General features: G+C 72.2%; 13 protein-coding genes. 6 read left to right on the forward strand and 7 right to left on the reverse strand.

What is annotated here, in order from left to right:
* Nucleotides 1-104 precede the first annotated feature (104 nt).
* The 6 genes from ACIRO3_RS02850 (at nt 105) to ACIRO3_RS02875 (ending at nt 6911) form a co-directional block, all read left to right on the forward strand.
* Entirely contained in the window at nt 105-332 is a 228-nt protein-coding gene (locus tag ACIRO3_RS02850; RefSeq protein ID WP_361772053.1) for a hypothetical protein, read from the forward strand.
* Nucleotides 333-454: 122 nt separating this feature from the next.
* Nucleotides 455-1279, forward strand: coding sequence for a hypothetical protein (locus tag ACIRO3_RS02855; protein ID WP_404131754.1), 825 nt, complete (start codon nt 455-457; stop codon nt 1277-1279).
* A gap of 1 nt (nt 1280) precedes the next feature.
* Entirely contained in the window at nt 1281-3182 is a 1902-nt protein-coding gene (locus ACIRO3_RS02860; protein ID WP_404131756.1) for a fumarate reductase/succinate dehydrogenase flavoprotein subunit, read from the forward strand.
* Nucleotides 3179-3952: a succinate dehydrogenase/fumarate reductase iron-sulfur subunit gene (locus tag ACIRO3_RS02865; protein WP_366150206.1), complete on the forward strand. Its 774-nt coding sequence runs from the start codon at nt 3179-3181 to the stop codon at nt 3950-3952. The genes ACIRO3_RS02860 and ACIRO3_RS02865 overlap by 4 nt, the downstream gene beginning before the upstream one ends.
* Nucleotides 3953-4022: 70 nt before the next feature.
* A complete protein-coding gene (locus ACIRO3_RS02870) occupies nt 4023-6158 on the forward strand; it encodes a TPM domain-containing protein (RefSeq protein WP_404131758.1) in 2136 nt (711 codons plus the stop codon).
* Nucleotides 6159-6191: 33 nt separating this feature from the next.
* The gene (locus ACIRO3_RS02875; protein ID WP_404131760.1) at nt 6192-6911 is read left to right on the forward strand and encodes a PspA/IM30 family protein; all 720 of its coding nucleotides are present in this window, start codon (nt 6192-6194) and stop codon (nt 6909-6911) included.
* A gap of 37 nt (nt 6912-6948) precedes the next feature.
* On the opposite strand, the gene ACIRO3_RS02880 is transcribed toward ACIRO3_RS02875, so the two are convergent.
* From ACIRO3_RS02880 to ACIRO3_RS02910, 7 genes are all read right to left on the reverse strand, one after another.
* Nucleotides 6949-9558 carry a SpoIIE family protein phosphatase gene (locus tag ACIRO3_RS02880; RefSeq protein WP_404132326.1) on the reverse strand — a complete coding sequence of 870 codons (2610 nt, stop codon included), beginning with the start codon at nt 9556-9558 and terminating at the stop codon, nt 6949-6951.
* Nucleotides 9559-9716: 158 nt separating this feature from the next.
* The gene (locus ACIRO3_RS02885) at nt 9717-10145 is read right to left on the reverse strand and encodes an ATP-binding protein (RefSeq protein ID WP_053677074.1); all 429 of its coding nucleotides are present in this window, start codon (nt 10143-10145) and stop codon (nt 9717-9719) included.
* 153 nt (nt 10146-10298) lie between these two features.
* A complete protein-coding gene (locus ACIRO3_RS02890) occupies nt 10299-10757 on the reverse strand; it encodes a (deoxy)nucleoside triphosphate pyrophosphohydrolase (RefSeq protein WP_404131762.1) in 459 nt (152 codons plus the stop codon).
* Between the two features lie 37 nt (nt 10758-10794).
* The gene (locus ACIRO3_RS02895; protein WP_053677072.1) at nt 10795-10989 is read right to left on the reverse strand and encodes an SPOR domain-containing protein; all 195 of its coding nucleotides are present in this window, start codon (nt 10987-10989) and stop codon (nt 10795-10797) included.
* A 160-nt stretch (nt 10990-11149) separates the two neighbouring features.
* On the reverse strand, nt 11150-12841 hold the full coding sequence (locus ACIRO3_RS02900; RefSeq protein WP_404131765.1) for a purine-cytosine permease family protein: 1692 nt from the start codon (nt 12839-12841) through the stop codon (nt 11150-11152).
* 191 nt (nt 12842-13032) lie between these two features.
* A complete protein-coding gene (locus ACIRO3_RS02905; RefSeq protein ID WP_361772046.1) occupies nt 13033-13785 on the reverse strand; it encodes a GntR family transcriptional regulator in 753 nt (250 codons plus the stop codon).
* A 137-nt stretch (nt 13786-13922) separates the two neighbouring features.
* Nucleotides 13923-15074, reverse strand: coding sequence for a DUF4190 domain-containing protein (locus tag ACIRO3_RS02910; protein ID WP_404131767.1), 1152 nt, complete (start codon nt 15072-15074; stop codon nt 13923-13925).
* Nucleotides 15075-15106: the final 32 nt, after the last annotated feature.

Here is a 15106-nt window from a genome sequence, read left to right on the forward strand (position 1 = left end):
CGCCCTCGATCGGTGCACGTCCCTTCACAACCGGGGACGGGAGGGGTCACACTCTCAGGCGCCCGGGAGCACGGTCACCGCACGCGCGGAAGTGAGGGCAAGTCATGTCCCTGCACGATGATTTGACCGCCGTACGACGCGATCTCGACGAACTCGTCCGCAAGGTCGAGCGGCTGGAGCGCACGGCGGGACGCCAGGATCCGGGGGGCGGCCGGCGCGCGGCGCCCGACCCGTCCGCGATGGTGACCATCCCGGACGCGCCGTACGACAGCACACTGTGGACGGACTCCGACGACGAGGGTCTCGGCGCCCGCGACCGCCGCGCCCCCTGACCGACCCGGTCCCGCGCCGCCCCCGGCGCCTTCCGCGTCGCATGCGCGTCCCGCACCACCCGTGTACCACCGGCGCACGCGGTGGCGACGACCCTCCCCCATCACTCCACCCGGAGTCCCCCTTGGCCACAGGCACGGAACCATCCCGACAACGGAGCGGCGGGGTCCACGGGCCCTCCAGGGCCTCGATCGCCGCCCGACACCTGCGGACCGACCGGTGGTGGCTGTCGCCCGCCGGCACCGCGGCGGGACTGCTCGCCTTCATCGTCTACTCGACCTGGCGGGCCTTCTCGAACGCCGACTACTACGCGGCCCCGTACGTCTCGCCCTTCTACTCCCCCTGCCTGGCGGAGAACTGCGTGACGATGCGCGGCGGCCCCAACGCGGACCTCTTCGGAAGCTGGTGGGGCCTGTCCCCCGCCCTGCTGATCCTGATCTTCCCGCTCGGCTTCCGGCTGACCTGCTACTACTACCGCAAGGCCTACTACCGGGGTTTCTGGGCCTCGCCGCCCGCCTGCGCCGTCGCCGAGCCGCACGCGACGTACACCGGGGAGACCCGCTTCCCGCTGATCTTCCAGAACGCGCACCGGTACTTCTTCTACGCGGCGGTGCCGGTCGCGGGGATCCTCACCTACGACACCGTGCTGACCTTCCGCGACACACACTACGCATGGGGCCACGTGGGCCTGGGGACGTTGTTGTTCCTGGTCAACACCGTTCTGATCTGGGCCTACACCCTGTCGTGCCACTCCTGCCGGCACATCATGGGCGGCCGGCTGAGGCACTTCTCCAGGCATCCGGTGCGCTACTGGCTCTGGGGGTGGGTGAGCCGGCTCAACACCCGTCACATGCAGCTCGCGTGGGCCTCGCTGATCAGCGTCGCCGCGTGCGACTTCTACGTCTACCTGGTCGCCGGCGGCGCCTTCACCGACCCGAGGATCTTCTGACATGGCTCAAGTCGACCGACAGCAGTGGGACGTGGTCGTGGTCGGTGCGGGCGGCGCCGGGCTGCGGGCCGCGATCGAGGCCCGCGAACGGGGCGCCCGTACGGCCGTGATCTGCAAGTCCCTCTTCGGCAAGGCCCACACGGTGATGGCGGAGGGCGGGATCGCGGCCTCCATGGGCAACGTGAACGCGGGCGACAACTGGCAGGTGCACTTCCGCGACACCATGCGCGGCGGCAAGTTCCTCAACCAGTGGCGGATGGCCGAACTGCACGCCAAGGAGGCGCCGGACCGGGTATGGGAGTTGGAGACCTGGGGAGCGCTGTTCGACCGGACGCCCGACGGGCGGATCTCCCAGCGCAACTTCGGCGGCCACGAGTACCCGCGCCTGGCCCACGTCGGCGACCGGACCGGCCTGGAACTGATCCGCACCCTCCAGCAGAAGATCGTCCAGCTCCAGCAGCAGGACTTCAAGGAGTTCGGCGACCACGAGGCCCGGCTCAAGGTCTTCCAGGAGTACACGGTCACCCGGGTCCTGAAGGACGGGGAGGAGGTCTCGGGGATCTTCTGCTACGAGCGCGAGAGCGGCCGTTTCCTCGTCCTGGAGGCCCCGGCGGTGGTGCTGGCCACGGGCGGGATCGGGAAGTCCTTCAAGACCACCTCGAACTCCTGGGAGTACACGGGCGACGGCCACGCGCTGGCCCTCCTCGCGGGCGCGCCGCTGCTGAACATGGAGTTCGTGCAGTTCCACCCGACCGGCATGGTCTGGCCGCCCTCGGTGAAGGGGATCCTCGTCACGGAGTCGGTGCGCGGCGACGGCGGGGTGCTGCGCAACAGCGAGGGCGAGCGGTTCATGTTCGACTACGTGCCGGACGTCTTCAAGGAGAAGTACGCCGAGTCCGAGGAGGAGGGCGACCGCTGGTACGAGGACCCGGACCACAACCGGCGCCCGCCGGAACTGCTGCCCCGCGACGAGGTGGCGCGGGCCATCAACTCCGAGGTCAAGGCGGGTCGCGGCTCCCCGCACGGCGGGGTGTTCCTGGACGTGTCCACCCGGATGCCCGCCGAGCGGATCAGGCGGCGGCTGCCGTCGATGTACCACCAGTTCAAGGAGCTGGCGGACGTGGACATCACGGCCGAGGCGATGGAGGTCGGTCCGACCTGTCACTACGTGATGGGCGGGATCGCGGTCGAGTCCGACACCGCGGCCACCCTGGGGGTGCCGGGGCTGTTCGCCGCCGGCGAGGTCGCGGGCGGCATGCACGGCTCGAACCGGCTGGGCGGCAACTCCCTGTCGGACCTGCTGGTCTTCGGCCGGCGGGCCGGGCTGCACGCGGCGGCGCACGCCGCCTCGTCCGCCGTCCGCCCGGCCGTCTCGCAGGCGGAGGTCGACGCGGCGGCGGCGGAGGCGCTGGCCCCGTTCCACGCGGCGCGGGGCGCGGAGAATCCGTACACGCTCCACCAGGAGCTCCAGACGACCATGAACGACCTGGTCGGGATCATCCGTCGGGCCGGCGAGATGGCCGAGGCGCTGGAGCGGCTCGCGGGGCTGCGGGCGCGCGCCGCCCGCGCCGGGGTGGAGGGCCACCGGCAGTTCAACCCGGGCTGGCACCTGGCGCTGGACCTGCGGAACATGCTGCTGGTCAGCGAGTGCGTGGCCCGGGCGGCCCTGGAGCGCACCGAGAGCCGCGGCGGTCACACGCGCGAGGACTGCCCGTCGATGGAGCGGGACTGGCGGCCGGTGAACCTGCTGTGCCGGCCGGTGGACCCGGCGCCCGCCGATCCCGCGGCCGACCGGATCGAACTCACGCGGGTCCGCACCGATCCCATCCGTCCCGACCTGCTCGCCCTGTTCGAGAAGGACGAGTTGGTCAAGTACCTCGCCGAAGAGGAGCTCTACGAGTGACTGACTACGACGCCCGCTTCCGGATCTGGCGGGGCGACGCGGAGGGCGGGGAGCTGCGGGACTTCACGGTGGAGGTGCACGACGGGGAGGTGGTCCTGGACATCGTGCACCGGCTCCAGGCCACCCAGGCGTCCGACCTCGCGGTCCGCTGGAACTGCAAGGCGGGCAAGTGCGGTTCGTGCAGCGCGGAGGTCAACGGCAGGCCGCGGCTGATGTGCATGACCCGCATGTCCGTCTTCGACCGCGAGGAGACGATCACGGTCACCCCGCTGCGGGCCTTCCCGGTGATCCGGGACCTGGTCACGGACGTCTCCTTCAACTACGAGAAGGCGCGCGAGGTGCCGGCCTTCGTGCCACCGGAGGGGGTGGCTCCCGGCGCGTACCGGATGCGGCAGGTGGACGTGGAGCGCTCGCAGGAGTTCCGCAAGTGCATCGAGTGCTTCCTGTGCCAGGACACCTGTCACGTGGTGCGGGACCACGAGGAGAACAAGACCTCCTTCGCCGGTCCGCGCTTCCTCATGCGGGTGGCGGAACTGGACATGCACCCGTTGGACGCGGCCGCCGAGGCCGGCCTGGACCGCAAGCGCACGGCCCAGGAGGAGCACGGGCTGGGCTACTGCAACATCACCAAGTGCTGCACGGAGGTCTGCCCCGAGGGGATCAAGATCACGGACAACGCGCTGATCCCGCTGAAGGAGCGCGTGGTGGACCGCGCCTACGATCCGCTGGTCTGGCTCGGGAACAAGATCGGCCGGCGGTCGACCCGGTAGCGGTCCGGTGCGTTCGCATCGGTGATCACTCCGGGTGCGGGGGTGGGAAACCGCCCATACGCTCCGACATGTGACTCCGCCGAAGAGACGCACCACCGCCGGGCCGGCCGTACGGACCGCGCTCGCGCTCTGCGCCGGGCTGCTGGCGGTCGGCGGGTGGGGGGTGGCGTCGGCGCCGCCCGCCCGCGCCGACGACCCCGTGACGCTGTCCAGGCAGGGGCAGATCACCGATCGGGTCGGGGCGCTCGGCGACCGCGCGCCGGCCGTCGTGTCCGCGCTGGACGAGCTGTACGCCGACCGCAGGATCCAGCTCTTCGTCACGTACGTGCGGGACTTCTCCGGGCGTTCCCCCCAGAGCTGGGCGGACGCCACGGCGCAGAAGAACGGCCTCGGCCAGAACGACGTCCTGTTGGCCGTGGCGACCGGCGACCGGCAGTACGCCTATTCGGCCGACGTGGACTCCGGGTTCACCGAACAGCAGCTGGCCACCGTCGCTCGGACCGCCATCGAGCCGGCCCTGCGGGAGAACGACTGGGCGGGCGCCGCGATCGGCGCGGCCCACGGGTACGAGGCCGTCCTGGCCGGCCTGCCCGTGCCCGTGCCCACCCTCACCCCCGGCGAGGCCGATCCGGGTGGTTCCGCGAGCGGCCGGAACGGCGCCGGGGACTTCGTCCTGCCGGTGGTCGCCGTCGGCGCGGCGGGCGCGTTGGGCGCGTACGCGTACAGCCGCCGCAAGCGCGGCAGGGGTCGCGGGGCGGGACGGGGGACGACGACCGGGCCGGGCTGGGGCGGGCAGGGCGGTGCGGCGGCCCCCCTCGCCCTGCCGGACCTCGACGCGCGGGCGAAGGCGCTGCTGGTGGAGACCGACGACGCGGTGCGCACCAGCACCGAGGAACTCGGTTTCGCCTCGGCCCAGTTCGGCGAGGAGGCCGTGGGGGCCTTCACCGAGGCGATGGAGTACGCCAAGGGCGAGCTGACGCACGCCTTCCGACTGCGGCAGCAGCTCGACGACGCCTACCCGGAGGACGACGCGACCCGCCGCCGGATGCTGGACGAGATCGTGGCCCGCTGCACGGAGGCGAACCGGCGGCTGGACGCCGAGACGGCGGACTTCGACCGGCTGCGGGACCTGGAGAAGAACGCCCCGCAGGCGCTGGAGACCGTCGAGACGCACTTCCGCGCGCTGGCCGGCCGCACGACCACGGCCGCGGCCACCCTGACGGCGCTGACGGGCCGGTACGCGGACTCCGCGGCCGCGCCGGTCGCCTCCAACCCGGAACAGGCGAAGGACCGGCTGATGTTCGCGACGAGCAGTCTCGGCGAGGCGCGGGCCGCAGTCGACGCCGGCGACAACGGCAGGGCCGCCGTCCACGTCCGGGCGGCCGAGGGCGCCGTCGACCAGGCGACGACGCTGGTGGACGCGGTGGAGCGGCGGGCCCGGGAGCTCGCGGAGGCCGCCGGGAAACTGCCCGTGGCGCTGAGCGAGACGGACACGGACCTCGCGGACGCCCGCGGTCTGCTGACCGGCACCGCGCAGGGGACCTCGACGGCGGACCTGCGCGGACGGATCGGCCGCGCCGAGGCGGTCCTGGCCGACGTGCGGCGGGAGCAGGCGGCCGGCCGGTACGACCCGATCGACGCGTTGCGCCGAGTCGAGGAGGCCGACGCGGCCCTCGACGAGGCCCTCGCGGGGGCCCGGGAACGCGAGAGCGGCCGGCAGCGGGCGGCGGGCCTGCTGGACCAGGCGCTGCTGTCGGCCCGCAGCGCGATCGGCGCGGCCTCGGACTACGTCACCACCAGTCGGGGCGCGGTCGCCAGCCAGGCCCGGACCAGGCTGGCGGAGGCGCAGCGGCACCTGGAGCGTTCCCTCACCCTGACCGGCACGGACCCGGCGGGCGCGCTCGCGGAGGCCCAGCAGGCGGACTCGCTCGCGCGGCAGGCGCAGCAACTGGCCGAACAGGACGTACGGGCCTACCAGGAGGACCCGTACGGCGGTGGCGGCCGGCCGCGGCAGGGCGGCATGGGCGGCGCGGTGCTCGGCGGGATCATCCTCGGCGAGATCCTCGGCGGCGGCCGGAACCGGGGCGGGGGCTTCGGCGGCGGCTTCGGCGGCGGGGGTTCCTTCGGCGGGGGCGGCGGCCGGGGGCCGGGCTCCTTCGGCGGCGGCGGCACCCGCGGCCGCATGGGCGGCGGCGGCCGCTTCTGACGACATCCCCCCTCTACCCGGGAGTACAGGCACATGAGCAAGCAGACCATCCTCGGCCGCGTCACCCAGCTCGCCAAGGCGAACGTCAACGCGCTGCTGGACCAGGCCGAGGACCCGCAGAAGATGCTGGACCAGCTGATCCGGGACTACACGAACAACATCTCGGAGGCGGAGCAGGCCGTCGCCACCACGATCGGCAACCTGCGGATGTCGGAGGCGGACCACAAGGAGGACGTGGAGGCGGCCTCGGAGTGGGGCGACAAGGCGCTCGCGGCGAGCCGGAAGGCGGACGACCTGCGCGCCGCCGGCTCGGTGGCCGACGCGGACCGGTTCGACAACCTCGCCAAGGTCGCGCTCGGCCGGCAGCTCCAATCGGAGAAGGAGGCGAAGACGGCGGAGCCGACGATCGCCGCCCAGACGGAGGTCGTCGGGAAGCTGAGGTCCGGTCTGGACTCGATGCGGAACAAGTTGACGGAGCTGACGTCGAAGCGCGACGAGCTGGTGGCCCGCGCCAAGACCGCGCAGGCGCAGAACACGATGATGGACGCGGTGAAGAACATCGACGTCATGGACCCCACCAGCGACCTGAGCCGCTTCGAGGACAAGGTCCGGCGCGAGGAGGCCATGGCGCTGGGCAAGCAGGAACTGGCCGCGTCCTCGCTGGACGCCCAGTTCGAGGCCCTGGACGACCTCGACAAGACCTCGGAGATCGAGGCCCGCCTGGCCGCCCTCAAGTCCGGCCGGGCGGCCTAGCCGGGCCCGGGGCGGGCCCCCCGGGCCCGGCGCGGGATCAGCCGTACATGCCCAGGAGCTGTTCCGCGGAGAGTTCCGCCACCGGGCCGGTTCCGCCGCCCGGCAGGGGCAGCTCGAACCACACCGTCTTGCCGCGGTGGGTGCGCCGGGTGCCCCAGCCGGCCGACAACAGGCCGACGAGTTGGAGGCCCCGGCCGCCCTCGTCGGTGTCCCGGGCGCGACGGCGGCGCGGCTGGGCGAGGTTGGCGTCCCACACCTCGCAGACCAGGGTGCGGTCCAGCAGCAGCCGCAGCCGGATCTCCCCCTCCCCGTACCGCAGGGCGTTCGTGACGAGTTCGCTCACGAGCAGTTCCGTGGTGTCCAGGAGCCCCTCCAGGCCCCACGCGGGCAGCTTCGCCCGCGCCAGTTCCCGGGCGCGGCCCACCGAGCGGGCCTCCCTGGGGAGCTGCCAGTCGCCGACCGCGTCCACGGGCAGTCCCTGTACCCGGGCCATCAGCAGCGCGATGTCGTCCTCCCCGTGCCGGGTGTGCAGGGTGTTGAGGACGTGGTCGCAGACCTCCTCCAGGGGGCGCGAAGGGTCCGCGACGGCCTCCCGCAGTCCCCGCAGGCCCTCCTCCAGCGGATGGTCGCGGGACTCGACGAGTCCGTCCGTGTACAGCGCCAGCATCGCGCCCTCGGGGAGTTCGACCTCCACCTCCTCGAAGGGTTCGCCGCCGACGCCCAGCGGCATCCCCGGGGGGATCTCCAGCAGCAACCCGGGGCGCGGCGGTCCGCCCTCCTCGGCCGGTTCCACCAGCACCGGCGGCATGTGGCCGGCGTTGGCGATGGTGCAGCGCCGGGTGACCGGGTCGTAGACCGCGTAGACGCAGGTGGCGAGGTACACCTCCGAGCGGTCCGCGTCCCGCGAGTGCAGGGCGGCGCGGGAGGCCTGCTGGGATCCGCCGGGCGCCCCGAGTCCGCGCGCGACCTCGTCCAGGGCGCTGAGCACCTCGGCGGGTTCGAGGTCCAGGAGGGCCAGGGTCCGGACGGCGGTGCGCAGTTCGCCCATGGCCACGGCGGCCCGCAGTCCCCGGCCCATGACGTCGCCGACGACCAGCGCCGTGCGGTGCCCGGGCAGTTCGATGACGTCGAACCAGTCGCCGCCGACCTCGGTGGCCGCGTTGCCCGGCAGGTAGCGGCAGGCGATGTCCAGGCCGGCCGCCTCCGGGTCGCCGGGGGGCAGCAGGCTGCGTTGCAGTATCAGCGCCCGTTCGTGCTCCCGTCGGTACAGCCGTGCGTTGTCGATGCACACGGCGGCCCGCGCGGTCAGTTCCACGGCCACCGCCCGGTCCCGTTCACCGAAGGGTTCGCTGCCCTTGGTACGGGAGAACTGGGCCAGGCCCACCACCGTGTCGTGGGCGACCAGCGGCACGACCAGCGTGGACTGCACGAGGTCGTCCGAGCCGCCGCCCTCGATGAGGCGCGTCCGCGCCGTGCGCAGGGCCAGTGCCCCGGGCGAGGCCGCCGGATAGCGGTGGATCTCCCCCACGGCGACCGATGCGCCCGACCCCGCGCCCAGGGCGTCGGAGACGGCCGAGGCGAAGGCCACCCGGCGCAGCGGGGCCGACGGCGCGCGTCCGGTGCCCTGCCCGGGCAGGGAGGGCACCCCCGGGCCCTGCGGCCGGGCGGGGCGGTCGTCGTCGCCGAGGAGCAGCCCCTGGTACAGGTCGACGGAGGCGAGGTCGCAGAAGCCGGGGACGGTGACGTCGAGGAGTTCCCGGGCGGTGGTCTCCAGGTCCAGGGAGTTGCCGATGCGGTGTCCGGCCTCGTTGAGCAGGGCCAGGTTGCGCCGTACGCCTGCGGCCTCCCGGGCGGCGAGGTGGCGGCGGGTGACGTCGATGCCGATGCCCGCGACCCCGACAGGTCGTCCGGTGCCGCCGTGGACGCGGTAGAGGTTGATGGACCAGTGGCGGTTGTCCCGGCTGCGCGGGGTGGCTCCGGTGATCCGCAGGTCGGTGACGGATTCACCGGTCTCCAGTACCCGGCGCAGGGCGTCGGACATCCGGTCCGCCTCGTGCGCGGGCAGGTAGTCGTGCACCGTCCGGCCGCGGTGTTCCTCCGCGGCGCCGCCGAAGACGGTCGCGAAGCGGCGGTTGGCGCGCTGCACGGTGAGGTCGGTGCCGAAGAGCAGGAAGCCGAAAGGAGATTGACCGAATATCGCCTGTGAGGCCGCCAGATCGGATTCGATCCGTCGCAGCGCGCGTACGTCGACGACGACGCACAGCGCGGCCCGCTCGGCGGTCTCGGTCCGTGTGGGCATCACGTAGATCTCGGCCACGCCGTGCGCGCCGTCACCGCCGGGGATCCGGAAGGGGATGAGGCCCGTCCATTCCTCGCCGTCGAGGATCTCCGCGACCTTGCGGTGTCCCCCGGCCCGCAGCTCGGGCGGCATGAAGGCGTCGACCGGGTCGCGGCCCACCGCCTGGGCGGGTGTCAGCCCGAACAGTTCCTCGGCGCGCAGGCTCCATTGATCGATGAGCCCGTCCGGGCCGATCGAGAAGGACGCGACCTTTATGTAGTCATATATCGAGCCAGGCGGGCTGCTGTGCCACAGGGCGTCGTGCCACGTCGCCCCGGACACACGGGCCTGATGTGCCTGCGCAGGTATCTCGCTCACGCGACCGTCCCCTCCAGCTCACCGCAACCGGACCGGCCATGACCGAAGTATTCAGCACCACGGCCCCGGCCCGCATGGCGTTCACGATCACAAAAAGGTCCCGACTGTTTCGAGCCACCCCCGGTGATCGCCGGCCACCCTTCTCCTTGTTACTCACCAGGAAGTGCCAACTCGAACCACACAGTCTTGCCCGACTTCCCGTGTCGGGTCCCCCAACGCTGTGCCGAGACGGACACCAGGTGCAGTCCGCGGCCCCCTTCGTCGTCCGGTGTCGCGACGCGTTCCCGGGGCGGATCCGGAAGCGGATCGGAAACCTCCACGAGAAGTGCCGGACTCGCGGCCGCGTCCTCGGCGGCCGAATCACGTCGCTCCAGGCGGACCCCGATGGGGCCGGAGGCGTAGCGCAGGGAGTTGGTGACCAGCTCGCTGACCAGCAGGACGGTCACGTCGCCCACGGAGTCCAGACCCCAGGCGCGGAGCTTGCCGCGCACGGCGTGGCGGGCGGTGCGCACGCTGCCGGGCTCGGCGGGGAAGGCCCACTCGGCGCATTCACCGTCTGTGTCGATCACGCCGATCACTTCCCGGGCCGCGGCGACCCCAGTCGGGTTCAGCAGGGACGATAGGGGGACGAGATGGGGATTAATAGCGACATACCCGATATTCAGGGCGTCGTACCACTCCTTACCCCACGCACCGGCCCGCCGTGGCGCATACGGCCTACAGCTCAAGCCTCACAGACCCCGGACCGGAGCGCCCGCGGGGCCGCCGGCCGGTCCGGCCGCAGGGTCTGGGTCCGGGGCGGAGCGCAGGCGGTGTCCGATCTCCTCGACCGCCGGGCGGTCCTGGTCGAGCCAGTCCACGGTGTCCAGCTCGTCCGGCCGGAGCCAGCGCAGTTCGTCGTGGTCCTCCAGCGGGGCCGGTTCCCCGGACAGCAGCCCGGCGGTCCACACGTGCAGGACCAGGCCGGGCCGCAACGGCCACTCCCCCGGGACGCGCTCCAGGGCCTCGGTCTCCACGCCGAGCTCCTCGCGCAGTTCGCGCACCAGGGCCTCGGGGACGGACTCGCCCGGTTCGGTCTTGCCGCCCGGGAGCTCCCACCGGCCGGCCAGCTCGGGCGGCGCACTGCGGCGGGCGGCCAGCAGGCGCCCGTCACGACAAAGGGCTCCGCCCACGACCACTCGTACAGTCATGGGCGGAGCCTATGCCAGTGCGTCGGCGGCCCGACGCTCAGTTCCTCGTGGCGGCCTGGCTGCCTTGAGCGACCCGCTCGACCCAGTAGAGCTGCTTGTGTGCTCGGTCGTCGAGGCTGTCGATGACCTTCTGGGCCTCGGCCCGGGTGGGGTACCGGCCCACCCGGTAGCGGTTGCCGTTGTCGTCCTGACGTATGACCAGCCATGGAAGCAGGGCACCGCTGTCGTTCATCGCGTTTCACCCTCCGCCGGTGTACCTGCCCGGGAAACCGCATTGCGCATATGCCGGAGCTTACGCCCGACCTTTACTGAGCGGATACGGTTTTTCACGAAGAGGTACCTCACAGGCGTACGCATCCGGCCATGCGTACGAGTGCGCCGCGCGAGCCGGTTCAGATCCGGCGCACGACCGGCATCGCGAGCACCACCGCGCCCCCGGCCGCGCCCTCCTTCGCGCCCTTGCGGCAGGCGTCCCCGCAGGTCGCGTCGAGGGAGCAGCAGAGCGAGCAGATCGGCCCGGATTGGACGGGACAATCGGCGATGTCGGGGAGTTCGTACGCCGTCTCGCAGACGGAGCAGGTGTGCGTGGCGGTGATGTCCGGGACCTCGACCCCGGGTCCGTTCACCCCGTTCGGCCTGGCCAGGTAGTACCTGCCCTTGGTGGCCCAGGCGATCAACGGGCAGAGCACGAGGGACAGTCCGGCGGCGATGAAGGTCGAGAACGCCTCCGGGTAGGTCCCGAAGAGCCCGAAGAACGCCAGGATCGAGACGGTCGAGGCGATCACCATCGCGCCGAAACCCGCCGGGTTGACGGCGTACAGGTAGGCGCGCTTGAACTCGATGTACGGCGGGCTGAGTCCCAGCCGCTTGTTGATGACGAGGTCGGCCGCCACCGCGGCGATCCAGGCGATGCCGACGTTGGAGTAGAAGCCCAGCAGCTTGCCGAGCATGGAGAACATGTTCAGTTCCATCAGGGTCAGCGCGATGCCGAGGTTGAGGAAGATGTACCAGACCCGGCCCGGGTGGCGGTGGGTGACGCGGGAGAAGAAGTTCGACCAGGACAGCGAGCCGCTGTAGGCGTTGGTGACGTTGATCTTGATCTGGGAGACGATCACGAAGAGCGCGGCGGCGGGCAGGGCGAATCCGCCGAGCCAGGGGCGCAGGGCCTCGATCTGCGGGGCGATCGGCTCCAGCGCGTGGGTCGTGCCGACCGCTTCGAGCGCGACGAAGGCGAGGAACGCGCCGCCGAGCTGCTTGGCCGCGCCGATGATCACCCAGCCGGGTCCGGCGGCGAGCACGGCGAGGTTCCACCGGCGGCTGTTGGCCGGGGTCTTGGCGGGCATGAACCGCAGGTAGTCGGCCTGTTCCCCGATCTGCGCGATGAGCGAGAGCGCGATGCCCGTCCCGAAGCCGAAGCCGATCCAGGAGAACCCGGAGCCGGCGCCCTCGGTGCCGCCGAAGTCGGCGAACGCGCCCCAGGACCCGGGGGCGTGGAAGGCGAGCACGAGGAAGGGCAGTACCAGCCCGATCAACCAGACGGGTTGGGTCCAGGCCTGCACTTTGGCGAGGGCGCCCATGCCCTTGAAGACGATCGGGATCACGATGAGCGTGGTGATCAGGTACCCGACCTGGAGCGGCAGACCGACGGCCTGGTGCATGGCCTGGGCCATGATCGAGCCTTCGAGGGCGAAGAAGATGAAGGTGAAGGAGGCGTAGATGAGCGAGGTGAGGGTGGACCCGAAGTACCCGAAGCCGGCGCCGCGCGTCACCAGGTCCATGTCCAGGCCGTACCTGGCGCAGGCGCGGGCGATCGGGACGCCGGTGAGGAAGATGACGGCGGCGGCGGCCAGGATCGCGGCGAGTCCGCTGGTGAATCCGTAGGCGAAGACGATGGAGGCGCCGATGGCGAAGTCGGCGAGGTACGCGATCCCACCGAGCGCCGTGCCGGCGACGGTGCCGGGGCTCCAGCGGCGGAACGCGTGGGGGGCGTAGCGGAGGGAGTAGTCCTCGCGGCTCTCGTCGGCGGCGAGTCTGGCGTAGCTCCGACGGGGCGGCGACTGCGGGGGCGCGGCGGTCTCGGTCATACCGCCGGACGGTAGGGCCGGGATGTGACCCCCCGTCACACGGTGGCGTTGCCCGGGGGTTACGCCCCGGGCCGTCGGATCACCGCCCGGTTAACGGTCCGGTACCGACTGTCCGCCTTCCGGTGCGGGCTCCGGGCCGCCCGCGCGGCGGCGCGGGGCAGGGCCCCCGCCCCGGCCGCGGAACCGGCCGGTCACCGCACCGGCAGGTGGTAGGCCAGGCGGTAGCGGTCCGCCGGGACCACGACGTCGGCGGTCTCGACGGCCCGCCCGGAGGCGAAGTACGTGCGGCTCACCACCAGCACCACGTGCCCGGGCACCCCGCCCAGGGAGAGGATCTCCTCCGCGAGACCGGGCCGCGCCCCGACCTCCTCGACCACGTTGTCCACGACGACGTCGATCGCGGCCATCCGGTCCACCACCCCGGACCCGCCCAACGGGCCCTCCTCCGGCAGCATCACGGGGGTCCGACCGGTGACGGCCAGCGGTTCCCAGGAGGTCGACAGCATCATCGCCTCCCCCGCGTCGCGGAAGACGTACCGGGTGCGCATGACCCGGTCCCCCGGTTCGATGCCCAGCCGCGCCGCGATGTCGGCCGAGGCCTCCGTCTGCTCGCTGCCGGACTCCCACGTGCCGCGGGCACCCGATTCCGCCTGCTCCTGCCGGAAGGGCGTGGAGGCGCCCCCCGTGCGGTAGCCGGAGCGGGCGACCCGCCGGGGGACGGGCTGTTCGCGGACGTACGTACCGGACCCGGACCGGCCCTCGACGAGCCCCTCCGCCATGAGGACCTTGCGCGCCTCCAGCGCCACGGTGTCCGAGACCCCGTACTCCTCGCGGATCCGCGCTTGCGAGGGGAGCCGGGCGTGCGGGGGCAGGGACCCATCGACGATCTTTTGTCGCAGATCCCCGGCGACGCGCAGATAGGCCGGCTGCTCACCGAAAGTCACTGGCCACTCCCATCAGGTTGACAGACAGCTACACCCTGGCAACCGACGGTTGTGCACCGCAAGCAAAGGCCAGAGTTTCACCCGAAGTGATGAAGCCAGGTCACTCAAACCCGTTACCGCCCGTTACGCGCAAGCCCTCAGGCCGACCCCGTCGACGGACCCCGCGGGCCCTCGTCCCCCGGCTCCGCCAACCAGTCCGGAACACGCGTCGACAGCCCGTACGCCCCGCGCAGTTCCTTCTCCGTGTCGACGTCGAGGGACCGCACCGCCCGCTCCCAGACCTCGTCGAACTCGGCCGGCTTCGTTGCCCTCGCCGCGCGCTGCCACTCCTTGCGCGCCGCCTCGACCTCCTTGAGCTGCGCGTCCGCCGCGGCGCCGACCACGGGCCGCCCCGAGACGCGTCGCAACAGCGCGGCCTGCACGGCGAGCGCCGAGTCGACCTCCCGGGCCCAGGTGCGGCACTCGGGCAGCGCATCCTCGGGTCCGTCCTCCGGTTGGTGCGCGAAGGCCTCGTCGACGTCGTTCATCACCCTCAGGAACTCCGCCTGCTCCCGTGTCAGCATCCCGGCATCCTTGCGCAGGCTGCCGCGGTGCTCCTCGCTCGACGTGCCGATGACGCACACCAGACTCCGGTCGCCCTGGCGCCACAGCGCGCGCGTGGGGACGAAGTAGTACATCTCCGCATAGGCGGGCACCGCCCACGTGTCCATCGCGTACGAGTCCTGCGCCTTCCAGCACGCGTCCGTCGCGGTGGAGTCCAGCCCGTCGTCGCCCGGGAAGGGGCCGTCGTCCAGGAGGATCGAGGAGGTCACCTCGGCGTGGTGCACCTCGGCGCAGTCGACCGCGTGGACGAACGGCGACTGTTGCATGAGGTCGCCCCCCGGCACGTTGAAGCAGTCGCCCGGCCCCATGTCGTCGAGGGAGGACCGGGAGCCCGCCACGTCGTCGCGCGCGGACACCGACGAGGCGAGGTGCCGGGAGAAGGACTGCGCGTACTGCTGCGTGACGTACGCCGCGACCACGGTCATCACCACGGAGACGACCAGGCCCACGACGGCCAGCGACCTGCCGCGCTCCCGCTTCCTCGCGATCTGCACCAGCGCCACGACGCCGAACACGATCCCCAGCGGCGGCAGGCAGAGCAGGCCGACCAGCAGCGAGGCGAGGGCGAAGCCGTTCAGCGCCGGCGGGCCCTGGGGCGGGGGCGGACCCCACGGGGACCGCGCGGACGGCGGGGCCCACGGGTCGGCCGGACCGGTGGGAGGGTTCGGCGGGGGCGGGTAGGTCACGAGAGGTGGTGCTCCATCACAAGGGCGCGAAC

The sequence above is a fragment of the Streptomyces sp. NPDC102278 genome (assembly GCF_044766345.1).
Classification (GTDB): Bacteria; Actinomycetota; Actinomycetes; order Streptomycetales; family Streptomycetaceae; genus Streptomyces.